Annotated in this window: 20 protein-coding genes; 6 read left to right on the forward strand and 14 right to left on the reverse strand. The window is 70.4% G+C overall.

All coding sequences use genetic code 11. The features are described from left to right. Positions 1-151: 151 nt before the first annotated feature. From AB0D59_RS21410 to AB0D59_RS21425, 4 genes are all read left to right on the forward strand, one after another. Complete coding sequence (locus AB0D59_RS21410) at positions 152-1,510, forward strand: DUF2252 domain-containing protein (RefSeq protein WP_362567452.1); 1,359 nt, start codon at positions 152-154, stop codon at positions 1,508-1,510. Between the two features lie 67 nt (positions 1,511-1,577). Then, on the forward strand, positions 1,578-2,270 hold the full coding sequence (locus AB0D59_RS21415; RefSeq protein WP_362567455.1) for a hypothetical protein: 693 nt from the start codon (positions 1,578-1,580) through the stop codon (positions 2,268-2,270). A 100-nt stretch (positions 2,271-2,370) separates the two neighbouring features. Then, positions 2,371-3,213, forward strand: coding sequence for a thioredoxin domain-containing protein (locus AB0D59_RS21420; protein ID WP_362567458.1), 843 nt, complete (start codon positions 2,371-2,373; stop codon positions 3,211-3,213). Between the two features lie 93 nt (positions 3,214-3,306). Further along, a complete protein-coding gene (locus AB0D59_RS21425) occupies positions 3,307-4,986 on the forward strand; it encodes an alkaline phosphatase D family protein (protein WP_362567461.1) in 1,680 nt (559 codons plus the stop codon). A 7-nt stretch (positions 4,987-4,993) separates the two neighbouring features. Here the strand turns inward: AB0D59_RS21425 and AB0D59_RS21430 are convergent, their stop codons facing one another. Further along, entirely contained in the window at positions 4,994-5,563 is a 570-nt protein-coding gene (locus AB0D59_RS21430) for a dienelactone hydrolase family protein (RefSeq protein ID WP_362567464.1), read from the reverse strand. A gap of 102 nt (positions 5,564-5,665) precedes the next feature. Here AB0D59_RS21430 and AB0D59_RS21435 point away from each other — a divergent pair, with 102 nt between their 5' ends. Continuing rightward, positions 5,666-6,781 carry a mechanosensitive ion channel domain-containing protein gene (locus tag AB0D59_RS21435; protein WP_362567873.1) on the forward strand — a complete coding sequence of 372 codons (1,116 nt, stop codon included), beginning with the start codon at positions 5,666-5,668 and terminating at the stop codon, positions 6,779-6,781. A gap of 14 nt (positions 6,782-6,795) precedes the next feature. On the opposite strand, the gene AB0D59_RS21440 is transcribed toward AB0D59_RS21435, so the two are convergent. From AB0D59_RS21440 to AB0D59_RS21465, 6 genes are all read right to left on the reverse strand, one after another. Beyond that, positions 6,796-7,536 (reverse strand): SDR family oxidoreductase, encoded by a 741-nt coding sequence (locus AB0D59_RS21440; RefSeq protein ID WP_362567467.1) that lies wholly within the window; start codon positions 7,534-7,536, stop codon positions 6,796-6,798. 147 nt (positions 7,537-7,683) lie between these two features. Then, complete coding sequence (locus AB0D59_RS21445) at positions 7,684-9,270, reverse strand: Na+/H+ antiporter (RefSeq protein WP_362567470.1); 1,587 nt, start codon at positions 9,268-9,270, stop codon at positions 7,684-7,686. A 74-nt stretch (positions 9,271-9,344) separates the two neighbouring features. Further along, on the reverse strand, positions 9,345-9,815 hold the full coding sequence (locus AB0D59_RS21450) for a GNAT family N-acetyltransferase (protein WP_362567473.1): 471 nt from the start codon (positions 9,813-9,815) through the stop codon (positions 9,345-9,347). Beyond that, on the reverse strand, positions 9,812-10,756 hold the full coding sequence (locus AB0D59_RS21455) for an RluA family pseudouridine synthase (RefSeq protein ID WP_362567476.1): 945 nt from the start codon (positions 10,754-10,756) through the stop codon (positions 9,812-9,814). Before AB0D59_RS21455 ends, AB0D59_RS21450 begins: the two co-directional genes overlap by 4 nt. A gap of 93 nt (positions 10,757-10,849) precedes the next feature. Next, positions 10,850-11,458, reverse strand: a complete 609-nt coding sequence (gene lspA, locus AB0D59_RS21460; protein WP_351695252.1) for a signal peptidase II — start codon at positions 11,456-11,458, stop codon at positions 10,850-10,852. Positions 11,459-11,525: 67 nt separating this feature from the next. After that, entirely contained in the window at positions 11,526-12,476 is a 951-nt protein-coding gene (locus AB0D59_RS21465) for a TraR/DksA C4-type zinc finger protein (protein ID WP_362567478.1), read from the reverse strand. 591 nt (positions 12,477-13,067) lie between these two features. Here AB0D59_RS21465 and ileS point away from each other — a divergent pair. Further along, positions 13,068-16,205, forward strand: a complete 3,138-nt coding sequence (gene ileS / locus AB0D59_RS21470) for an isoleucine--tRNA ligase (RefSeq protein ID WP_362567480.1) — start codon at positions 13,068-13,070, stop codon at positions 16,203-16,205. 294 nt (positions 16,206-16,499) lie between these two features. Here ileS and AB0D59_RS21475 read toward each other — a convergent pair whose 3' ends face one another. The 7 genes from AB0D59_RS21475 to AB0D59_RS21505 form a co-directional block, all read right to left on the reverse strand. Then, positions 16,500-17,807 carry a DivIVA domain-containing protein gene (locus AB0D59_RS21475; protein WP_362567482.1) on the reverse strand — a complete coding sequence of 436 codons (1,308 nt, stop codon included), beginning with the start codon at positions 17,805-17,807 and terminating at the stop codon, positions 16,500-16,502. Between the two features lie 55 nt (positions 17,808-17,862). Then, entirely contained in the window at positions 17,863-18,147 is a 285-nt protein-coding gene (locus AB0D59_RS21480; protein ID WP_362567485.1) for a YggT family protein, read from the reverse strand. A gap of 50 nt (positions 18,148-18,197) precedes the next feature. After that, positions 18,198-18,839, reverse strand: a complete 642-nt coding sequence (sepF, locus tag AB0D59_RS21485; protein ID WP_362567487.1) for a cell division protein SepF — start codon at positions 18,837-18,839, stop codon at positions 18,198-18,200. A gap of 126 nt (positions 18,840-18,965) precedes the next feature. Further along, positions 18,966-19,685: a YggS family pyridoxal phosphate-dependent enzyme gene (locus AB0D59_RS21490; protein WP_362567489.1), complete on the reverse strand. Its 720-nt coding sequence runs from the start codon at positions 19,683-19,685 to the stop codon at positions 18,966-18,968. A 6-nt stretch (positions 19,686-19,691) separates the two neighbouring features. Beyond that, a complete protein-coding gene (gene pgeF / locus AB0D59_RS21495; RefSeq protein WP_362567490.1) occupies positions 19,692-20,420 on the reverse strand; it encodes a peptidoglycan editing factor PgeF in 729 nt (242 codons plus the stop codon). A gap of 10 nt (positions 20,421-20,430) precedes the next feature. Beyond that, positions 20,431-21,627 (reverse strand): cell division protein FtsZ, encoded by a 1,197-nt coding sequence (gene ftsZ, locus AB0D59_RS21500; protein WP_362567493.1) that lies wholly within the window; start codon positions 21,625-21,627, stop codon positions 20,431-20,433. A 277-nt stretch (positions 21,628-21,904) separates the two neighbouring features. Continuing rightward, on the reverse strand, positions 21,905-22,699 hold the full coding sequence (locus AB0D59_RS21505) for an FtsQ-type POTRA domain-containing protein (RefSeq protein ID WP_362567875.1): 795 nt from the start codon (positions 22,697-22,699) through the stop codon (positions 21,905-21,907). Positions 22,700-22,708 lie beyond the last annotated feature (9 nt).

Consider the following 22,708-nt stretch of genomic DNA (forward strand, 5'->3'; position numbering starts at 1 on the left):
AAATCCTATGCCTCGGCACTGACAATCCGCCCGCCACCCCGCGTACCTTCAGGCGAAGAAAGCGGGCACTCCCCCGGACCTTCGCACGTTGGCCCGAAGGAGAGATCCGCACCACATGTCACGCACCACCCGTACCAGGAGGCACCCAGCGATGTCGGTCCCCCAGCTCAACGGCGAGCAGCGCGGCGAGGAGATCCTCGCCGTCTTCGACACCGCCTTCGGCGAGCTCCTGGCCGCCGACCCGGCCGCGTTCCGCGTGAAGTTCCGGAAGATGGCGGCCTCGGCCTTCGCCTTCTACCGGGGCACGGCGGCGCTCTTCTACCGCGACGTGGACGCCGAGAGCGCCGGGCGGGGCGGCGGGAGGCCGTACAGCGGCCCGTTCCTGGACGAGCGCACCTCGCGCGTGTGGATCCACGGCGACCTGCACGCGGAGAACTTCGGCACGTACATGGACTCCGACGGCCGCCTGGTCTTCAACGTGAACGACTTCGACGAGGCCTACGTCGGCCCCTTCACCTGGGACCTGAAGCGCTTCTCCGCCTCCATCGCGCTGATCGGGTACGCGAAGGCGCTCAGCGACGAGCAGATCACCGAGCTGGTCGAGGTGTACGCGGGCGCGTACCGGGAGCGGATCCACGCGCTGGCGACCGGCGCCAAGAGCGACGAGGTGCCGCCGTTCACCCTGGACAGCGCCGAGGGCCCGCTGCTCGGCGCGCTGCGCGCGGCCCGCTCGCTGACCCGCTTCGAGCTGCTGGACTCGATGACGGAGATCCGTGACTGGGAGCGCCGCTTCGCCTCCGGCGGCGGCTCCATCGAGCTGGACGCCGCCACCCGCTACAAGGTGCTCGCGGCCTTCGACGGCTATCTGGAGACGCTTCCGGAGTCGTCCCTGTCCCGCCCGGACTCCTACCGCGTGAAGGACGTCGTCGGCCGGCGCGGCATCGGCATCGGCTCGGCCGGTCTGCCGTCGTACAACATCCTCCTGGAGGGCTCCACGGACGCCCTGGAGAACGACGTCGTGATCTACATCAAGCAGGCCCAGACCCCGGCCGTCTCCCGGCACATCACGGACCCGGCGATCCGCGACTACTTCCAGCACGAGGGCCACCGCACGGTGATCTCCCAGCGCGCCCTGCAGGCGCACGCCGACCCGTGGCTGGGCTGGACCGAGCTGGACGGCTCCGGGCAGCTGGTGGCCGAGGTGTCGCCGTACGCGGTCGACCTGGACTGGAGCGACATCGACGACCCGGAGGAGATCGCGGCGGTCGTCGCGGACCTCGGCCGGGCCACGGCCTCGATGCACTCGGCGGCCGACGACACCTCCGGCGAGTCCCTGGTGCCGTTCTCCACCGAGCGGGCCATCGACGCGGCGATCGCGGCGGACCCCGACGACGGCGCGGGCTTCGATCAGCTCCTTGTGGACTTCGCGCACAGCTACGGCGCACGCGCGCGTGCCGACCACCAGATCTTCGTCGACCTGTTCCGCAACGGCCGCATTCCGGGGCTGTAACCTTCGCGGATTCACAGGGCTCTTTTAGGGGTCCCTTACATGAGTACGTGACAGACTCTCCACCGCTATGGACATATCCGGGACTCAGCTCAGAGCCGTGCGCGCGGCGCTGTTCACGGCCTTCGTCGTGACGCTCAGCACCGCGTCGCACGTGCTGCTGTCCCGGGCCCCGCTGCCGTTCACCACGGTGGCCGCGGTCGCCGCCGGGGTGTTCGTCACGGCGTACGCGCTGGCGGGCCGCGAACGCGGCTTCGGCCGGATCGCGGCCCTGCTGGTCCCGCTGGAACTGGCCGCCGACACGGTCTTCACCACCGGCCAGCACGCCTGCTACGGCCGGGCGGGCGGCCCCATCGCCGGCCCGCTGCGCGCGGTCGGCTTCGACGTGCTGTGCCACGGCGGCGCCGTCGGCACCCCGCTCGCCCAGATGACCGGCGGCTCCCGGGCCGCCGCGGCGCTCGCCCACGCCGACCCGACCGCGGCCTGGCTGCTGCTCGCCGCCCACGTCGGCGTCGGCCTGCTGGCCGCCGCCTGGCTGCGCCGCGGCGAGCGCGCCCTGACCCAGCTGCTGCGCGCGGTCGCCGCCACCACCTTCCGCCCGCTGCTCCTCGCGGTCGCCGCGGGCACGGTCCGGCTGGTTCCGGCACGACGACTGCCGCGTCCCGCGCCGCGTACGGCCGCCGCCCGCGACCTGGTCCTCGTGCACTCCCTGGGACGGCGTGGACCGCCGTGCTCCCGGGCGCTCGCCCTGCCTTTCGCCTGAGCGCCCCTCCCTCGCCAGCACACCCGTCGTTCGAGCACGACGAGTCCCCCACACGTATCCCGCGTACGACATGTGCGCGTCCCATATGGAGATCACCAACATGAGCAAGCGGAACAGCCAGTCCGCCAAGAACGCGGCCCGGGAGCGACTGCGCGTCGAGCGCGAGAAGCAGGCCAAACGCGCCAAGGTCAAGCGCCAGGTCATCGTGGCCTGCTCGGTCGTGGCCGTGCTGGCCGCGGCGGGCGGCATAGGTTACGCCGTCGTCCAGGCCAACAAGCCGGGCTACTGGGAGGACGAGAAGGACGCCAAGGTCGTCGCCCCGGCCAACACCACGGGCACCGACGGCACCACGGTCGTGATCGGCAAGTCCACCGCCAAGAAGACCCTCAAGGTCTACGAGGACCCGCGCTGCCCGATCTGCGCCCAGTTCGAGCAGACCGTCGGCTCGACGGTGAAGAAGGACATCGACGACGGCAAGTTCAAGATCCAGTACATCGGTGGCACGTTCATCGACGGCGACTCGCTGGGCAAGGGCAAGATCGGCACCAACGGCGAGGGCTCCAAGAACACGATGAGCGCCATGGGCGCCGCGCTGAACGTCAGCCCCGAGGCGTTCCTGGAGTACAAGACCGCCCTCTACTCGACGAAGTGGCACCCCGAGGAGACGGACGACAAGTTCAAGAACGACAGCTACCTCATCCAGGTCGCCAACACCGTCCCGGCGCTGAAGAACAACAAGACCTTCCAGGACGCCGTGAAGTCGGGCAAGTACGACGCCTGGGCGCTGGCCATGTCGAAGACCTTCGACACCAACAAGGACGGCGTGACGGGCACTCCGAGCTTCGTCATGAACGGCAAGATGCTCACGGCCGACTCCAGCGGCAACCCGCCGATGACGGTCGAGGCCTTCAACTCCGTGGTGGACGCGGCCCTCAAGGCCTGACGTCGAGCGGAATTTCCAGCTCCGCGTGAAGAGCAGGCGAACTTTTACTGGTTCGCCTGCTCTTGTTCATACTGGTCAGTAACCTCATCGGACGTGACCAGTCGAAACAGATCATCACAGGCCTCCGAGGGTGCCAATTCCCTCTCCCCGCGCCGCCGTACGGTCGTCAAGGCCGCGGCGGCGACGGCTGGCATTGCCGTCGTCGCCGCCCCGCTCGCCGCCGCGCTGCCGGCCCGGGCCGCCTCGGACGCCCCCGCCTTCCTGCACGGCATCGCCTCCGGCGACCCGCTGCCCGACGGCGTCCTGCTGTGGACCCGGGTGACGCCGAGCGCCGACGCGACCCCGGGCTCCGGTGTCGGCGCCGACACCGAGGTCAGCTGGACCGTCGCCACCGACAAGGCGCTGACCAACGTCGTCTCCCGCGGCTCCACCACCGCGACCGCCGCCTCCGACCACACCGTCAAGGCCGACATCCGCGGCCTGGCCCCGGCCACCGACTACTGGTTCCGCTTCTCGGCCGGCGGCACGGACTCCACGGTGGCGCGCACCCGCACCGCCCCGGCGGCCGACGCCGCCGTCTCCGGCCTGCGCTTCGGCGTGGTCTCCTGCGCCAACTGGGAGGCCGGTTACTTCGCCTCCTACCGTCACCTGGCCGCCCGGGGCGATCTGGACGCGTGGCTGCACCTCGGCGACTACATCTACGAGTACGGCACCGGCGAGTACGGCACCCGGGACACCGTGGTCCGCCAGCACGCGCCCACCCACGAGATCATCACCCTCGCCGACTACCGCACCCGGCACGGCAAGTACAAGACCGACACCGACCTGCAGGCCCTGCACGCCAAGGCGCCGGTCATCGCGATCTGGGACGACCACGAGTTCGCCAACGACTCCTGGTCCGGCGGTGCCGAGAACCACACCGAGGGTGCCGAAGGCACCTGGACGGCCCGTCAGGCCGCCGCCAAGCAGGCCTACTTCGAGTGGATGCCGGTCCGCCCGGCCCTCGCCGGCACCACCTACCGCCGGCTGCGCTTCGGCAAGCTCGCCGACCTCTCCCTGCTCGACCTGCGATCCTTCCGCTCGCAGCAGGTCTCCACGGGCAGCGGCTCGGTCGACGACCCGGACCGCACCATCACCGGCCGCGCCCAGCTCGACTGGCTGAAGGCCGGGCTGAAGGCCTCGGACACCACCTGGCGGCTGGTCGGCAACTCGGTGATGATCTCGCCGTTCGCCATCGGCTCGCTCTCCGCCGACCTGCTGGGGCCGCTCGCCAAGCTGCTCGGCCTGCCGCAGGACGGCCTCGCCCTCAACACCGACCAGTGGGACGGCTACACCGACGACCGCCGCGAGCTGCTGGCCCACCTGCGCTCCAACGCGATCGGCAACACGGTCTTCCTGACCGGCGACATCCACATGGCGTGGGCCAACGACGTGCCGGTGGACGCCGGCACCTACCCGCTCTCCGCCTCCGCGGCCACCGAGTTCGTGGTCACCTCGGTGACCTCCGACAACCTGGACGACCTCCTCAAGGTCTCCCCGGGTGTCGTCTCCACCGTCGCCGCGCCGGTCATCCAGCTGGCCAACCGCCATGTGCACTGGGTCGACACCGACCGGCACGGCTACGGCATCCTGGACATCACCGCCGCCCGGGCGCAGATGGACTACTACGTCCTCTCCGACAAGACGAAGGCCGACGCGACCTCGTCCTGGGAGCGTTCGTACCGCACCCGCAGTGGCACCCAGAAGGTCGAGCGCACCTACGACCCGGTGTAGCCGTCACCTACAGCGTGCCGAGGAAGCCGAGCGCCACCCGCCAGGTGGCCTCGGCGGCCTCCTCGTCGTAGTCCGGCAGCCCGGGGTCGGTGTAGAGGTGCCCGGCGCCCGCGTACCGGTAGATCTCCACGTCGGCACCGGCCCGGCCCATCTGCAGATACCAGGCGCTCAGCCAGTCGTCCGTCTCGAAGGCGTCCGGCTCGGCCACGTGCAGTTGGACCGGCAGCTCGTCCACCGCGGCGTTCGGCGCGATGTCCGAGGTGCCGTGCAGAAGCAGCAGCCCGCGCGCCCGCTCGTCGCCCAGCGCCAGCGTCTGCGCGATCGAGGCGCCCAGCGAGAACCCCGCGTACACCAGCCCGCGCGCCGAGTACGGCGCCGCCGCCAGCACCGCCCGCCTCAGCAGCTCGTCCTTGCCGATCGACTCGTTGAACTCCATGCCCTCCTCGACCGTGTCGAACGTGCGCCCCTCGAAGAGGTCCGGCGTCCATACCTCGTGCCCCGCGGCACGCAGCCGGTCCGCGGCCTCGCGCACCGCGGGCCTGAGGCCATAGGTCGAGTGAAAGAGAATGATGTTCATGCGCCCATGGTGCCAGCCGGCACCGACAGCACTTGTGACGCCCTCGACACCGGTCGGCATGTTCAGGACCCCGCCGATCTGGTTACGTTCCGACCCATGGACATGGAGAACGTACTCCGCCCGCTGATCGTGGTCGGCGGCGCCGTCGTCCTCACCCTGCTGATCGGATGGGCGACCGACCTGCTGCTGCGCAAGGCCGACGCGCGGCACAGCGAGACACCCCTGTGGGGCCTGCTGCGCCGGGCCCGCATCCCCTACCAGCTGGTGCTGTGCGCGGCCCTGCTCAGAGGCTCCTACGGCAAGGCCGAGCTGCTCCTGGGGCACCGGGTCGCCGTCGGCCAGATGCTGACCCTGGTACTGATCGGGTCGGCCGCCTGGCTGGTGGTGCGGATCGCGGCGGCCGTCGTCGACACCTCGTACACCCGCTACGCCCGCGGCCACACCGACGCGGCCCGGGTCCGCCGGGTGCGCACCCAGGTCTCGCTGATCATGCGCGTGGTGACGGCGATCGTCGGCGTGGTGGCCGTGGCGGCGATGCTGCTGACCTTCCCGGCGATGCGCGCGGCCGGCGCCTCACTGCTGGCCTCCGCCGGAATCCTCGGCATCGTCGCCGGTGTGGCCGCCCAGTCCACGCTGGCGAACATGTTCGCGGGTCTGCAGATCGCCTTCGGCGACATGGTGCGCCTCGGCGACACGGTCGTGGTCGACGGCGAGTGGGGCACGGTCGAAGAGATCACCCTGACCTTTCTGACGGTACGGACCTGGGACGAGCGCCGGATCACCATGCCGGTGTCGTACTTCACCTCCAAACCCTTCGAGAACTGGTCCCGGGGCACCTCGCAGATGACCGGGGTCGTCTACTGGCATCTCGACCACTCGGCGCCGATCGAGCCGATGCGTGAGAGGCTCCGGGACATCCTGCGCGAGTGCCCCGCCTGGGACGGGCGGGACTACAGCCTGGTCGTCACCGACGCCACGCCGAACACCATCCAGGTGCGGGCGCTGATGACCGCCAAGGACTCGGACGACGTCTGGACGGTCCGGGTGAACGTCCGCGAGCAGATGATCACCTGGCTGGCCGCCGAGCACCCCTACGCCCTGCCCCGGGTCAACACGGCCGACGCGGTCCGGCCGCCGGGCGGGATCATCCCCTCCCAGGACGGGGTGGCGACGGCCCGGCGTCTGCACGAGCCGCCCCGCACCGGCCGCGGCGGCTGACCGCTCCGCTCCCGTCAGTGGCCGCGCTCGGCGCCGCCGTTGACCTGGACGATCTGCGAGGTCACGTGCCCGGCGGCCGGGGACGCCAGCCAGTGCAGGGTCGCGGCGACGTCCCCCGGTATGCCGGCCCGCCCGGTCGAGGTCTCGGCGACGAGCCGCTCCCGCCGCGCCTCCTCGACCGGGCCGCCGAAGAACTCGGTGTCCTCCACGTACCCGGGCGCGACCACGTTCACGGTGACCCCGCGCGGCCCCAGCTGCCGGGCCAGATCATGGGCGTACGGATGCAGGGCCGCCTTGGCGGCGGCGTAGGAACCGGTCCCCGAGCCCCGGTACGCGGCGATGGAGCTGAGGAACAGCACCCGCCCGCCGGGGTCGGCGAGCCGGTCCTTCAGCGCCTCCGTGAGCAGGACGGCGGTCAGCGTGTTCTGCGCGAAGTTGCCCGTCCAGGTGCGGGCGACGGCGTCGAGCGGATCGCCGGCCTCCGCGTCGGGCGCGAACGCCGCGTTCCCTCCGGCGCTGTGGACGAGCACGTCCACGGTGCCGATCTCGTCGGCGACGTACCGCGCCACGCCCCGTACGTCGGCCGGCTCGGTCAGATCGGCGGCGTACCAGACCGCCCCCGGCACCTCGGCCTTCTCCAGCACCTCTCTGCGCCGCCCGAGCAGCAGCACCCGATCCCCGTCGGAGGCGAACACCCGCGCCGCGGCGAGCCCGATCCCTGTTCCTCCACCACTGATCACAATGTTCCGAGCCATGATCCGAGACTACGAGCGCACCGCCGACCGCGCCTTCGGATATCCACAACGGCCATACGTTTGTATGACCGCGTGTATGACCGCAAAGATGTGTGACCGCAAGGGACCACGCACGCCCGACCCGGGGGGGCTCGGGCGGGCAGGTGGTCAGCGCAGGCTGCGGACGTCCAGATGCCGCAGCACCCGGTCCACGATCTCCGGATCGGCCCCCGGCTCGCTCCGCGCCGCCAGCACCTCGTGCCGCGCCGCGCTCAGCATCTCCTGCTGGATCCGCCGCAACCGCTTCAACCGCCTCGCCCGCTTGTCGTGCCCTTCGCGCCGCTCGTCCTCCGCCACCTCGGGACTGATCCGGAACCCGATCTCGAAGGCCCGCCGCAGCATCTGCTCCGTCACGTCCTCCGGCAGGTCCTCGACCTGTTCGATCTCCTTCAGCCGCCGCCGTGCCGCCTTCGCCGCCCGTACCGCCAGCTCCTTCTCGAACTCCTTCTCCTGCTCGGTGTCGGCCCGCACCCCCAGCCGCTTCACCAGCCACGGCAGGGTCAGTCCCTGGAGCACCAGCGTCGCCATGATCACGCCGAACGCGATGAAGACGATCTCGTCCCGGTCCGGGAAGGCGGATCCGTCGTCGGTCTTCAGCGGAATGGCCAGGGCCAGCGCCACCGACGCCACCCCGCGCATCCCGGACCACCACATCACGACGGTCTCCCGCCAGCTGGTCGGGATCTCCTCGTCGTAGTCCCGCCGGGCGTGCAGCCGTTTGGTCAGCCAGGTCGCCGGCAGCAGCCACACCAGCCGGACCACGACGACCACGCCCACGATCGCGGCCGCCCAGCCGAGCAGCTCGCCCCAGCGGCCGGACGCCGTACGGATCGCGTTGTGCAGTTCCAGGCCGATCAGCCCGAACGCGACGCCGGTGACCAGCGTGTCGACGATGTCCCAGAAGGTGTATCCGGCGAGCCGGGTCATCACGTCGTCGGCGTCGGTGGCGTACTCGGCGATGAACAGGGCGGTGGTGAGCACGGCGAGCACCCCGGAGCCGTGCAGTTCCTCGGCGAGGACGTAGGAGACGTACGGGACGAGCAGGGTCAGGCCGATCTGGAGGGTCGCGTCGCCGAGCACGTCCATCAGCTTGTTCGCGCCCCAGCCGAGCACCAGCCCCACCGCGACCGCGACCACGGCGGAGAGCAGGAAGTCCAGCCCGGCCCGCCAGGGCGAGAACGTGCCGCTGATCACCGCGGCGATCGCCACGTGGTACAGCACGATGGCCGTGACGTCGTTGAAGAGGCCCTCGCCCTCCAGGATCGACACCAGCCGGCGCGGCAGCCCGAGCTGCCCGGCGACGGCGGTCGCGGCGACCGGGTCGGGCGGGGCGACCAGCGCGCCCAGCGCCACGGCGGCGGCGATCGGCAGCCCGGGCACGATCGCGCTGGCGACGACGGCCACGCACACCGTGGTGACGAACACCAGGGCCACCGCGAGCAGGAAGATCGGCCGCTTGTTGGCCGTGAACTGGCGCCAGGAGGTCCGCCGTACGGCGGCGTAGAGCAGCGGCGGCAGGAGGCCGGGCAGGATCAGCTCGGGCGGGATGTTCACGTTCGGCACGAAGTCGGCCACCGCGAGGACGATCCCGAACAGGGTCATCAGCACGGGCGCCGGCAGCCCCAGCCGGTCCCCCACCGGGACGCTCACCAGAGCCCCGAGCAGCAGCACGAACAACAGGGCCAACTGATCCACGGCCAGCGCTCCGGGAGTCGACGATCACACGGCGGGCCTCAAGCCTGCCATGCGGTCTTCCGGGGTGCGCCCCGCTACAGCGCGCGCCGCATCCCCCGGTGCGGGATGCCCGCCTCCTCGTACTGCGGGCCGTAGGGCTCGTAGCCCAGCCGCTCGTAGAAGCCCAGCGCGTGCGCCTGTGCGTGCAGGTCCACCGCGGTCAGGCCACGCGCGCGTGCGGCGTCCTCGATGGCTCGGACCAGGGCGATGCCGATACCGAGGCCACGGGCCTCCTCGGAGACCGCCAGCCGGCCCAGGGAGCCGAGGGACAGGTCGCCGTCGGTCTTCTCGGCGGCCGTCTCGCCGTAGAGCAGCCGGCCGGTGCCGAGCGGAACGCCGTCCTCGCGGATCGCGAGGACGTGCAGGGCCGTGGTGTCGTACTCGTCGTACTCCACGTCCTCGGGGACGCCCTGTTCGACGACGAAGACCTGCTTGCGTACGGCGAAGCACGCCTCCAGGTCGGCGGGGGCCTCGGCGACCCGCACCTCGTACGCGCGCGTGCTCATCCGTACGTCTCCTCGCGTACCTGGTCCAGCGCCTTGCTCAGGTCGGCCGGGTAGTCGCTCTCGAACTCGACCCAGTCACCGCTGCCGGGGTGCTCGAAGCCGAGCCGGACCGCGTGCAGCCACTGCCGGGTCAGGTGCAGCCGCTTGGCGAGCGTCGGGTCGGCGCCGTAGGTGAGGTCGCCGACGCAGGGGTGGCGGTGGGCGGCCATGTGGACGCGGATCTGGTGGGTGCGGCCGGTCTCCAGCTTCACGTCCAGCAGGGAGGCCGCGCGGAACGCCTCGATGAGGTCGTAGTGGGTCACGGAGGGCTTGCCGTCGGCGGTGACCGCCCACTTGTAGTCGTGCTGGGGGTGGCGGCCGATGGGGGCGTCAATGGTGCCGCTGGTCGGGTCCGGGTGGCCCTGCACGAGCGTGTGGTAGCGCTTGTCGACCGTGCGCTCCTTGAACTGGCGCTTGAGCGAGGTGTACGCGCGCTCCGACTTGGCCACCACCATCAGGCCGGAGGTGCCGACGTCCAGACGGTGCACGATGCCCTGGCGCTCGGCGGCGCCGGAGGTGGAGACGCGGAAGCCGGCGGCCGCCAGGCCGCCGATGACGGTCGTGCCGGTCCAGCCGGGGCTGGGGTGCGCGGCCACGCCGACCGGCTTGACGACGACGACCACGTCATCGTCGTCGTAGACGATCTCCATGCCCTCGACGGGCTCCGCGACGATCTGCACGGGCGCGGGCGCCCCCGGCATCTCGACCTCCAGCCAGGACCCACCGCTCACCCGCTCGGACTTGCCGACCACCGCGCCGTCGACCTGGACCTTGCCTGCCGCGGCCAGCTCGGCCGCCTTGGTGCGGGAGAAGCCGAACATGCGGGAGATGGCGGCGTCGACGCGCTCGCCCTCCAGGCCGTCGGGCACGGGCAGGGTTCGGATCTCGGGAACGGTGCTCACCCGTCGAGTATGCAGGACCGCACAGACAGCGCCGCACGCAAGCCCGTCCGGCCCGCGCTCCGGACCCGGCTCAGGCACCGCTCGCGGCCCCGGTCAGTCCTTGTGGACGGTGCCGTCCGGGTCCAGGCCGCGGAAGGAGAGCAGGACGATCAGGATGCCGCCACAGACGATCGCCGAGTCGGCCAGGTTGAACACCGCGAAGCCCTTGGGCGCGATGAAGTCGACGACCTGGCCCTCGAAGATCCCCGGCGAGCGGAAGATCCGGTCCGTGAGGTTGCCGAGCGCGCCGCCCAGCAGCAGTCCGAGCGCGACCGCCCAGGGGAAGCTGTAGAGCTTGCGGGCCAGGCGGAAGATCACGACGATCACGGCCGCCGCGATCACCGTGAAGATGATCGTGAAGGCGCCGCCGAACCCGAAGGCCGCGCCCGGGTTACGGATCGCGTGGAACTCCAGCCAGTCGCCGATGACCTCGATCGGCGCGTGGTGCTCCAGCTTCGCGACCACGATCGTCTTGCTGACCAGGTCGAGGGCGTACGCGAAGGCGGCCACCGCGAACAGCACGGCGATCCGGCGTCCGCGCCCGGGCCGCCGTTCGTCCCCGGTCCGCTGCTGCTCCGCGCCGGATACGCCGGGCGCCGCCGTCTCCTCACCACCGTCGTCCGGAGTGTCCGGCGTACCGATGATGCGCTCCGCCTCTGCCACGTGAGTCCCTCAACCTAGGTGCCTGCCTCGGGACGAGACTACGGCACGCCCCACGCGACCCCGATGCTCAGTAGCGGCGTTCCTGCTTCTGCTTGCACTCGACGCACAGGGTCGCCCTCGGGAAGGCCTGCATCCGGGCCTTGCCGATGGGGTTTCCGCAGTTCTCGCAGAGTCCGTAGGTGCCCGCGTCGAGCTTCTCCAGGGCCCGCTCGGTCTGTTCCAGCATCTCGCGCGCGTTGGCGGCCAGCGCCAGCTCGTGCTCCCGCGTGATGTTCTTGGTGCCGGTGTCGGCCTGGTCGTCACCGGCTCCGTCCCCGGAGTCCCGCATCAGGCCGGCCAGGGCGCTGCCCGAGGCGTCGAGCTCGGTGCGCAGCCGCAGCGCCTCGGCCATCAGCTCGGTGCGCGCCTCCTCGACCTCTTCCGGCGCCCACGGGTCCTCGCCGGGACGCACCGCCAGTTCGCCCGGAGCCGCCGTGGCGACCCGCGCCTTGGGGACGGCGGTCTCCGCCGCCGCAGTGGCCGTGCCAGGAGTCTTCTTCGCAACCACCGTCGTGGCTCCCGTCTGCTTCGCGGCCCGCGCCGCGCCCGCTTTCTTGGCCGTGCTCTTCTTGGCCGTGCTCTTCGCCGCCGCGGCCTTGGACGCGCTCTTCTCCGACTTCCCCGCGGCGCCCTTGCCAGCCGCGGTCGCCTTCTTCTCCGCCGCCTTCGTCTCGGCGGCCGAGTTCTCGGCCGTCTCCGTCTCGGCGGCTTCCTTCCCGTCCGCCCTCTTCCCGTCCGCCCTCTTCCCGTCCGCCCTCTTCCCGTCCGCCCTCTTGCCGTCCGCCTTCTTCACCGGCGTCTTCTGTGCGGCCGTTTTCCCGGCGGGCCCCTTCCCACCAGCCGTTTTATCCGCCACGGCCGTCGCCCCCGGGCGCGTGCCCCGCTTTCCGCCGCCCCCCTTGGTGTCACCGTCGGAGGCAGCCGCGCCCGTGGATCGGCCGGACGCCGACTGCTGTACGGCGGTCTTCTTCGCCACCATGGCCGCGGCCCCTTCACATATTGTGATCTTGCACGCGAATCGTGCTGGGACGATAAATCGACTTGAGTCCCGCGGCAACCGGGGCACGCCGCCCGATCCGCCTGCCCCGCACCCCCCACGCAGCAGGTATGCATCCGTTGTGCCCAGCTCCCCGCGCGGTAATCCGCCGCGCCGGACATCCCAGGATGCGAACACGCGTACCGCGCCATTCGGGTCATCTTGGCAGGTGGACGGCTTGGCGCCGCCCACGCCCGGAAAGCGGGTCGGCCGCTGTCCGCGCGGCGCCGTACACTGGGCGGAGCGAGAAGCGTGGATGGGGACGAGTAGCGGCGTACGCAGCCCAGAGCGACCCGGGGACGGTGGGAGCCCGGGGGCCGGCGCGACGTGAAGATCACCCCGGAGCCGCCGGAAGAAAGCCCCCGGGCGAGTAGAACCGGTTTCGCGACCCCAATGAGGGGGCTCACCGGCGCGTACGGCGCCCGGGGAGCCAAGGAGGGTGGTACCGCGGGAGCGCGCCGCACACGGCGTAGGCAGGACAAGGCTCTCGTCCCTCCGACGGAAGGCAGCAAGTCCGTTGGAGGAAGCTCGCAGATGACAGCGCCGACGTACCGCCAGGTGCCCGCACAGGTCGACCTGCCCGCCCTTGAGCACGCCGTGCTCGACTTCTGGCGCGAGCAGAAGATCTTCGCCAAGACCCTGGAGCAGTCCGAGGGCCGCCCCGAGTGGGTGTTCTACGAGGGCCCGCCCACCGCCAACGGCATGCCCGGCGCCCACCACATCGAGGCGCGCGTCTTCAAGGACGTCTTCCCCCGCTTCCGCACCATGCGCGGCTACCACGTGGCCCGCAAGGCCGGCTGGGACTGCCACGGCCTGCCCGTGGAGCTGGCGGTCGAGAAGGAGCTGGGCTTCAGCGGCAAGCCCGACATCGAGGCGTACGGCGTCGCCGAGTTCAACGCCAGGTGCCGTGAGTCCGTGCTCCGCCACACCGACGCGTTCTCCGAGCTGACGACCCGCATGGGGTACTGGGTCGACCTCGACGACGCGTACGTGACCATGGACCCCGAGTACATCGAGTCGGTCTGGTGGTCGCTCAAGGAGATCTTCAACAAGGGCCTGCTGGTCCAGGACCACCGCGTCGCCCCCTGGTGCCCGCGCTGCGGCACCGGCCTGTCCGACCACGAGCTGGCGCAGGGCTACGAGACGGTCGTCGACCCCTCCGTGTACGTCCGTTTCCCGCTCACCTCCGGTCCGCTCGCCGGCCAGGCCGCGCTCCTGGTGTGGACGACCACCCCCTGGACCCTGGTGTCCAACACGGCGGTCGCCGCGCACCCGGAGGTCACCTACGTCGTCGCCACCAACGGCGAGGAGCAGCTCGTCGTCGCCGAACCGCTGGTCGCCAAGGCGCTCGGCGAGGGCTGGGAGACCACGGGCCAGACCTTCACCGGCGTCGAGATGGAGCGCTGGACCTATCAACGTCCGTTCGAGCTGGTTGAGTTCCCGGAACCGGCGCATTACGTCGTGAACGCGGAATACGTCACGACCGAGGACGGTACGGGTCTGGTCCACCAGTCCCCCGCCTTCGGTGAGGAGGACCTCAAGGTCTGCCGCGCCTACGGCCTGCCGGTGGTGAACCCGGTGCGCCCGGACGGCGCCTTCGAGCAGGACGTCCCGCTGGTCGGCGGCGTCTTCTTCAAGAAGGCCGACGAACGCCTCACCGAGGACCTGTCGCAGCGCGGCCTCCTCTTCAAGCACCTGCCGTACGAGCACAGCTACCCGCACTGCTGGCGCTGCCACACCGCGCTGCTCTACTACGCGCAGCCGTCCTGGTACATCCGCACCACGGAGATCAAGGACCGGCTCCTCGAGGAGAACGAGAAGACGAACTGGTACCCGGAGACCGTCAAGCACGGCCGCTACGGGGACTGGCTTAACAACAACATCGACTGGGCGCTGTCCCGCAACCGCTACTGGGGCACCCCGCTGCCGATCTGGCGCTGTGAGGAGGACCACCTCACAGTCGTCGGCTCCCGCGCGGAGCTGACCGGGCTGACGGGCACCGACCAGTCGGGGCTCGACCCGCACCGCCCGTTCATCGACGAGGTCACCTTCGCCTGCCCGCAGTGCCAGAAGACGGCCACGCGCGTGCCGGAGGTCATCGACGCCTGGTACGACTCGGGTTCGATGCCGTTCGCGCAGTGGGGCTACCCGTACAAGAACAAGGAGCTGTTCGAGAGCCGCTACCCGGCCCAGTTCATCTCCGAGGCCATCGACCAGACGCGAGGGTGGTTCTACACCCTCATGGCGGTCGGCACGCTGGTCTTCGACAAGTCCTCGTACGAGAACGTGGTCTGCCTGGGCCACATCCTCGCCGAGGACGGCCGCAAGATGTCCAAGCACCTGGGCAACATCCTGCAGCCGATCCCGTTGATGGACCAGCACGGCGCGGACGCGGTGCGCTGGTTCATGGCGGCCGGCGGCTCCCCGTGGGCGGCCCGCCGGGTCGGCCACGGCACCATCCAGGAGGTCGTGCGGAAGACCCTCCTCACCTACTGGAACACGGTCGCCTTCCAGGCGCTGTACGCCCGTACGTCGAACTGGGCGCCGAGCGCGGCGGACCCGGCCCCTGCCGACCGCCCGCTGCTCGACCGGTGGCTGCTCTCCGAACTGCACGCGCTCACCGACCAGGTGACCCAGGCGCTGGAGGCGTACGACACCCAGCGCGCCGGCAAGCTGCTGTCCGCGTTCGTCGACGACCTCTCCAACTGGTACGTCCGCCGCTCGCGCCGCCGCTTCTGGCAGGGCGACAAGGCCGCGCTGCGCACCCTGCACGAGGTGGTGGAGACCGTCACCAAGCTGATGGCCCCGCTGACCCCGTTCATCACCGAGCGGGTCTGGCAGGACCTCGTCGTGCCGGTCGCCCCGGACGCCCCGGAGTCGGTGCACCTGGCGGCCTGGCCGGAGGCGGACCTGTCCGCGATCGACCCGGAGCTGTCCCGGCAGATGGTTCTGGTACGACGGCTCGTGGAGCTCGGCCGGGCCACGCGCGCGGAGTCGGGCGTCAAGACGCGGCAGCCGCTGTCCCGGGCGCTGGTCGCGGCCGTGGGCTTCGACGCGCTCGCCCCGGAGCTGCACACGCAGATCACCGACGAGCTGAACGTCTCGTCGCTGGCGTCGCTGTCCGAGGTGGGCGGCTCGCTGGTGGACACCACGGCCAAGGCCAACTTCCGGGCGCTGGGCAAGCGGTTCGGCAAGCGGGTGCAGGACGTGGCGAAGGCGGTCGCCGCGGCGGACGCGGCCGCGCTGTCGCTGGCGCTGCGCGAGGGCACGGCGTCGGTGGAGGTCGACGGCGAGACCGTGACGCTGGCACCGGACGAGGTGATCATCACGGAGACGCCGCGTGAGGGCTGGTCGGTGGCGTCGGACTCCGGTGCGACCGTCGCGCTCGACCTGGAGATCACCGAGGAGCTGCGCCAGGCGGGGCTCGCCCGGGACGCGATCCGGCTGATCCAGGAGGCGCGCAAGAACAGCGGGCTGGATGTGGCCGACCGGATCGCACTGCGGTGGGTGTCGACCGACCCGGCGGTGATCGCCGCGCTCGCGGAGCACGCGTCGCTGATCGCCGACGAGGTGCTGGCGACGGACTTCGCGCAGGGCGACGCCGACGGCGGCTACGGCGACCCGTTCGTGGACGAGGGGCTGTCTTTGACGTTCCGTCTGCGGAAGGCGTAGGCGCCCGCCCCTGTGAGGAAGGGCCCGGTCTCCACGGTGGGGATCGGGCCCTTCTCGTACGTACGGGCCGGAGCAGGTGCTGTGCGCCCACGCGGCGGAGCCGCGTATCGGTACAGCCCCGCGCCCCTTCTCCCCTCCGCACACCTGCGGTTCGGCACCCTGAGCGTGCGCGGTTTCTCGCGCCCTCGAGCAGGGATGCGCAACACGCATCAACAGGGCGGGGCCCCGGACATGTGTCCGGGGCCCCGCCCTGTGGTGCTCTGCCGATGCCTACAGCGTGCTACGCGCCCGCCGTCAGTTGTCGTCCTCGTCGATGAGGAAGCCGCGCATCGGGGACGGCGCCTGGCCCATCGGGGACGGGCCCTGCGGGCGTACCGGTGCCATCGGCTGGGTCATCGCCGGCGTCATCTGCTGCTGGCCGCCGTAGGACGGCGGAGCGGGGGACGGGCCGCCGCCCATGGGCTGGTTGCCGCCGTAGGACGGGGCGCTCGCGCCGGCCGGGGCCATGGAAGGCGCCGGGGACGGCGGCAGAGAAGCCGTGGCCGGAGTGCGCGGCGGCGCCAGGGAGTCGTCGGCCTGGGTCTCCAGCTGGCGCAGCTGCGACTCCAGGTACGACTTCAGACGCGTGCGGTACTCGCGCTCGAAGCCGCGCAGGTCCTCGACCTTGCGCTCCAGCGTGGCGCGCGCGGACTCCAGGGAGCCCATGGCGACGCGGTGCTTCTCCTGCGCGTCCCGCTCCAGCGCGTCCGCCTTGGCTCGGGCGTCACGCTCCAGACCCTCGGCGCGGCTGCGGGCCTCGCCGACGATCTTGTTGGCCTCGGAGCGGGCCTCGGCGATCGCCTGGTCGGCGGTCTGCTGGGCGAGCGAGAGGACTCGGGCGGCACTGTCGCCACCGGGGCCCTGACCGTGGCCGCCCATCGGACCGCCCATGGGGCCGCCCATCGGGCCACCCATCTGCTGCTGCATGGGGGGCTGGCCGCCCATCGGGCCCTGGCCCATGCCCTGGCCCATCGGACCGCCCTGGCCCATGGGACCACCCTGGCCCATCGGACCCTGACCCATCGGGCCGCCCTGGCCCATGGGGCCCTGACCCATCGGACCGCCCTGGCCCATCGGACCAGGACCCTGCGGACCGCCCTGGCCACTGGGACCGGCCGGCAGCTGCGGGGCGCCGCTCGGCAGCTGCGGGGGACCGCCCATGGGGCCACCCATCTGCTGCTGCGGCGGGCCCGATATGCCGGCGGGCACCGGAGCGCCGGGACCTCGCATGCCCTGCTGAGGCATGCCACCTTGCTGCGGCATACCACCCTGCTGAGGCATGCCGCCCTGAGGCATACCGCCCTGCTGAGGCATGCCGCCCTGAGGCATACCGCCCTGCTGGTCCTGCGGCTCCGGAGGCTTGCGCATGTTCTGCTGGTTCTGCGCGGCCGCGCGCGTGGCCGCGGCCAGCTTGGCGCGCAGGTCCTCGTTCTCGCGCAGCAGGCGCGTCAGTTCGGCTTCGACCTCATCGAGGAAGGCATCGACCTCGTCCTCGTCATAGCCTTCTCGGAGGCGGACGGTCGTGAACTGCTTGTTCCGCACGTCCTCGGGGGTCAACGGCATCTCTTCACCTCAACGTAGTCGTCGGCATCGGCAAGACGGTAGGTCACATCGCTCATCACAGCCGACCAACGATCGCGATCAGGATGTAGACGATGATCATCAGTACGAAGAAGGACAGGTCGAGCGCCACGCCCCCGAGACGCAGCGGCGGGATGACCCGCCGCAGAAGCTTGAGCGGTGGATCGGTGACAGTGTAGGTGGCCTCAAGTACGACCACCATCGCCTTGCCGGGTTGCCATGAGCGGGCGAACTGGAACACGTAGTCCATGACCAACCGGAAAATGAGCACGATGAGGAAACACATCAGCGCGATGCGAATCACGTCCAGGAACACGCTCATGATCCGTGCTTCCCTCTCCCCTGTTCCGTGCCTTGTACCGGTGTTGCGTCTCAGCTCTGGTTGAAGAACCCGCCCTCTGCGATGCGGGCCTTGTCCTCCGCCGTGACATCGACGTTAGCAGGCGACAACAGGAACACCTTCTGCGTCACCCGCTCGATGCTGCCGTGAAGACCAAACACCAAACCGGCCGCAAAGTCGACAAGTCGCTTCGCGTCTGTGTCATCCATCTCAGTCAGATTCATGATCACCGGGGTGCCCTCACGGAAGTGTTCCCCGATGGTACGGGCCTCGTTGTAGGTCCGGGGGTGAAGCGTGGTGATCCGGTAAGGCTCTCGTTCCGACACGACCTTGGGCATGATCACCGGTGCGTTCTTCTCCAGGCTTGCGCGTTCTTGTGTGATGGACGCCACGGGGGCGATACGTGCCGGGCGTCCCGATTCTGCGGATAGCGAAGCGGAATGCGACACCGGTTCACGCGGTGCCGACGGCTGTACCACTCGTACCGAATCGTCCCTTTGGGACTGGTGTGCGCTGTGGGACTGGTGCGACGGCTCATGCCGTCGGTGGTCCCGTTCGGGCTCCGGGTCCAGTTCGGGCTCGAAGTCGTCGTCGGGGTCGAATCCGCGGCCGTCGTACCCATCGTCCTCCACGAGGCCGAGGTAGACCGCCATCTTGCGCATCGCGCCGGCCATGCTCTGAGTCCTCCGCTCTGTGGTGGATCGGTGACGACTGCCAAGTCCCGCGATCCACGTGGCCGTTGTGCCCGTATTGGGCCGCATTGACCATATTTTCTGCTGTGGTCCGACTTCTTGGCGACGTTACCCGAGCCTGGGTCGGACGCCGAGTACCGCAGTGCCGACGCGCACATGTGTCGCCCCGGCGGCCACGGCTTCCTCAAGGTCCGCACTCATCCCTGCCGAGACCATGTTCGCAGCCGGATGGGCTCGGCGCAGGTCGGTCGACAAATCCATCAACCGCTCGAACGCCGCCTGTTGGCGCCCCGCGTACTCCCCGGTGAGCGGCGCGACGGTCATCAGTCCGCCGAGCCGCAGCCCCGGCGACCCGGCGACGAGGTCGGCCAACTCTTCGATTCCGCCCGGTGCCACGCCACCGCGCTCACCCCTTCCGCTCGCACCCGCGTCGAGCGCGACCTGGAGCAGACACCCCACCTCGCGCCCGGCCCGCACCGCCTCCCTGGACAGTGCCTCGACGAGCTTGGAACGATCGACGGACTGCACGAGATCCGCGTAACCCACCACGGATCGCACTTTGTTGGTCTGCAATTGACCAACAAAGTGCCAAGTCAGGGGCAGATCGGCACATTCAGCGGCTTTGGGAGCGGCGTCCTGGTCCCGGTTCTCGGCGACATGGCGCACGCCGAGTCCCGACAGGATCCGCACATCGCTCGCCGGGTAGGTCTTGGTGACCACGATCAGGGTCACCTCCTCCCGCTTGCGCCCGGCCGCCGCGCAGGCGGCGGCGATGCGCTCCTCCACTTTCGCCAGATTTCCGGCGAGTTCGGTTTTACGGTCCGTCATGCCCCATCAGTCCAGCCACACATAGCCCGCGAGCCGCCCGGTGGTGCGGTCGCGACGGTACGAGAAGTGATCGCCCGACTCCAGCGTGCACACCGGCGACTGCGCCCGGTCGAGCACCCCGGCGCGTGCGAGCTGCGCGTGCACACCGGCGCTCACGTCGACCGCCGGAGTGCCCCAGCTGGTCTCGGCGTGCGCCGTCGGCTCGACCGCGGCCACCTCGGCGCGCATCGCCTCCGGCACCTCGTAGCACCGTCCGCAGACGGCGGGTCCGGTGCGGGCGACGATCCGGGCCGGGTCGGCGCCGAGCGACTCCATGGCGTCGATCGCGGCCGGCACGATCCCCTTCACCATGCCCGGCCGTCCGGCATGGGCGGCGGCGGCCACTCCGGCCACCGGGTCGGCCAGCAGGACGGGCACGCAGTCGGCGGTCAGTACGGCGAGGGCGAGCCCTCGGGTCGCGGTCACCAGTCCGTCGACCGGCGGAGTCTGCCGGGCGGTCCAGGGCCCTTCGACCTCAGCGACGAGATTGCCGTGCACCTGGTTCATCCAGACCACCCGGCCGGGGTCCAGACCGAGCGACTTGGCGGCGAGCTCCCGGTTGGTCCGTACCACCTCGGGGTCGTCGCCGACCGCCCCGCCCAGGTTGAGCTGCTCGTACGGAGCGGCGCTCACCCCGCCCCACCTGTCGGTGAAGGCGAAGTGCGCGCCGCTCACGGTTTCGCGCTGTCCTATCACGGCTCAAGGATCACTTGAGAAAGTCCGGTACGTCCAGTTCCTCGGCCGCGCTGTCCGTGTAGGAACGCGACGGCGGGACCGGCGGGGCGACCGGGATGTCGGCCACCGGCTCGGGCGCCGGCTCCGGCTCCTCCTTGGGGGTCACGCTGCCGAGCGAGCCGAAGGACGGGCGGGACTCGGGCTGCCGGGCCGGAGCGGGCTCCTCGCGGCGGGCCGAGGCCGAGGACGAGCCGAGCACGTTGTCCCGGCGGGCCGGGGGCTGGCCCCCGTCGAAGCCGGCCGCGATGACCGTGACGCGGACCTCGTCGCCGAGGGCGTCGTCGATGACCGCGCCGAAGATGATGTTGGCCTCGGGGTGGGCGGCCTCGCTGACCAGCTGGGCGGCCTCGTTGATCTCGAACAGGCCGAGGTCGGAGCCACCGGAGATGGAGAGCAGGACGCCCCTGGCGCCGTCGATGGAGGCCTCCAGGAGCGGCGAGGAGATCGCCATCTCGGCGGCGGCCACCGCGCGGTCGTCGCCGCGTGCCGAGCCGATGCCCATGAGGGCCGAACCGGCCTCGGACATGACGGACTTGACGTCGGCGAAGTCGAGGTTGATCAGGCCGGGCGTGGTGATGAGGTCGGTGATGCCCTGGACACCGGAGAGCAGGACCTGGTCGGCCGACTTGAACGCGTCGAGGACCGAGACCTGGCGGTCCGAGATGGAGAGCAGCCGGTCGTTGGGGATGACGATGAGGGTGTCGACCTCTTCGCGGAGTTCCGCGATGCCGTCCTCGGCCTGGTTGGCGCGGCGCCGGCCCTCGAAGGTGAAGGGGCGGGTGACCACGCCGATGGTGAGGGCGCCCAGCGTGCGGGCGATGTTGGCCACGACGGGGGCGCCGCCGGTGCCGGTGCCGCCGCCTTCGCCGGCCGTCACGAAGACCATGTCGGCCCCCTTGAGGACCTCCTCGATCTCCTCGCGGTGGTCCTCGGCTGCCTTGCGGCCGACGGCCGGGTTGGCGCCGGCGCCGAGTCCACGGGTGAGTTCACGGCCGACGTCGAGCTTGACGTCGGCGTCGCTCATCAACAGCGCCTGTGCGTCGGTGTTGATGGCGATGAACTCGACGCCCTTGAGACCGACCTCGATCATCCGGTTGATGGCATTGACACCACCGCCGCCGACACCGATGACCTTGATGACTGCGAGGTAGTTCTGCGGTGCTGCCACGTCGAAGGCCTCTCGCCTCGAATTACGTTGCCGCCGCCATGCGATGCCCGCGTGGGACGGCAGATGCCGATTGGGACGGTCCGTAGCGCCGACCCGAACCCTAACCCTGAAGTTTAGGGTTACCAGTGTGTCTGTTCCCTGGAGTCTTCTGAACAGGACACTAAGTCGACAAGTGGCGCGCGTTCAACGAACACGCCGAACCTCCCGTTTTTCTTTTCACCCTATGTGATCAGCCGTAGCAGTGCCCAACCAGGGTGTTGGCCTGCGCAGATGTGCGTCAACTCGCCGATGACGCAGGGGCGGTGGGAACACTCACGTCGAAGTGCCGGGCGCGGGAAGCGGCTTTCATGAGAGCGGTGAGCGTGCGTGCCTTGGCGGCGCCGTTCTCGGCGCTGCCCCACTCGACGGTGCGACCGCTGCCCAACTCCAGCGTGATGTCGTCATAGGAACGGACCTTGACGGTTCGGGTGTCCCGGCGGATGGCGGCCGGAATGTCACCCGCGACATCCACGGCTTCCCGCACGAGCCGGTCGGTGCCGAAACGGCGCAGGCTCGCGGTGGCCGAACCCGACCGGGACAGACTCAATTCCAGCGCCGGAGCGCCTTTCGGCGCCTGCGAAACCGTCGCGAAACGGACGCCTTCCTTGTCCACTTCGGTGAACTTTCCGCCCTTTTCGATGAGCAGAACCGGAGTGCGCTCGGTCACTTTCAGCCCGATTCCATGGGGCCAGGAACGGACGACGTCAATCTCGTCAATTCGGGGCAGTTTCCGGCGCAGTCGGGCCTCGATGCCGTCGGTGTCGACGGAAATCAGCGGCGCGCCGACGGGGACGTCGGCCGCCTCCCGCACCTGCTCCGGCGTCAGAACGGCCGCACCGGAGACGGAGACATGCCGGACGCGCAGCCACGGCGAGCCGTACAGCAGCCAGACGGAGCCGGATCCCAGCAGCACAACTCCCAGAACCAGAATGACGATCGTACGAAAGCGGCGATTCCTCCATCGCCGGGCGGACGGCGGGCCGGACGACTCCTGCTGGCGTTCACCGCTCTCGGCGGTGGTCGGTCCGGCCACGCTGCTCAC

Source organism: Streptomyces sp. NPDC048417 (assembly GCF_040651615.1).
Lineage (GTDB): Bacteria > Actinomycetota > Actinomycetes > Streptomycetales > Streptomycetaceae > Streptomyces.

Bases quoted from the DNA above. Each gene is read 5' to 3' on its own strand.
- AB0D59_RS21410 (WP_362567452.1), top strand. From the start codon at position 152: ATGTCGGTCCCCCAGCTCAACGGCGAGCAGCGCGGCGAGGAGATCCTC.
- AB0D59_RS21415 (WP_362567455.1), top strand. From the start codon at position 1,578: ATGGACATATCCGGGACTCAGCTCAGAGCCGTGCGCGCGGCGCTGTTC.
- AB0D59_RS21420 (WP_362567458.1), top strand. From the start codon at position 2,371: ATGAGCAAGCGGAACAGCCAGTCCGCCAAGAACGCGGCCCGGGAGCGA.
- AB0D59_RS21430 (WP_362567464.1), bottom strand. From the start codon at position 5,563: ATGAACATCATTCTCTTTCACTCGACCTATGGCCTCAGGCCCGCGGTG.
- AB0D59_RS21435 (WP_362567873.1), top strand. From the start codon at position 5,666: ATGGAGAACGTACTCCGCCCGCTGATCGTGGTCGGCGGCGCCGTCGTC.
- AB0D59_RS21440 (WP_362567467.1), bottom strand. From the start codon at position 7,536: ATGGCTCGGAACATTGTGATCAGTGGTGGAGGAACAGGGATCGGGCTC.
- AB0D59_RS21450 (WP_362567473.1), bottom strand. From the start codon at position 9,815: ATGAGCACGCGCGCGTACGAGGTGCGGGTCGCCGAGGCCCCCGCCGAC.
- AB0D59_RS21465 (WP_362567478.1), bottom strand. From the start codon at position 12,476: ATGGTGGCGAAGAAGACCGCCGTACAGCAGTCGGCGTCCGGCCGATCC.
- ileS (WP_362567480.1), top strand. From the start codon at position 13,068: ATGACAGCGCCGACGTACCGCCAGGTGCCCGCACAGGTCGACCTGCCC.
- AB0D59_RS21475 (WP_362567482.1), bottom strand. From the start codon at position 17,807: ATGCCGTTGACCCCCGAGGACGTGCGGAACAAGCAGTTCACGACCGTC.
- AB0D59_RS21480 (WP_362567485.1), bottom strand. From the start codon at position 18,147: ATGAGCGTGTTCCTGGACGTGATTCGCATCGCGCTGATGTGTTTCCTC.
- sepF (WP_362567487.1), bottom strand. From the start codon at position 18,839: ATGGCCGGCGCGATGCGCAAGATGGCGGTCTACCTCGGCCTCGTGGAG.
- AB0D59_RS21490 (WP_362567489.1), bottom strand. From the start codon at position 19,685: ATGACGGACCGTAAAACCGAACTCGCCGGAAATCTGGCGAAAGTGGAG.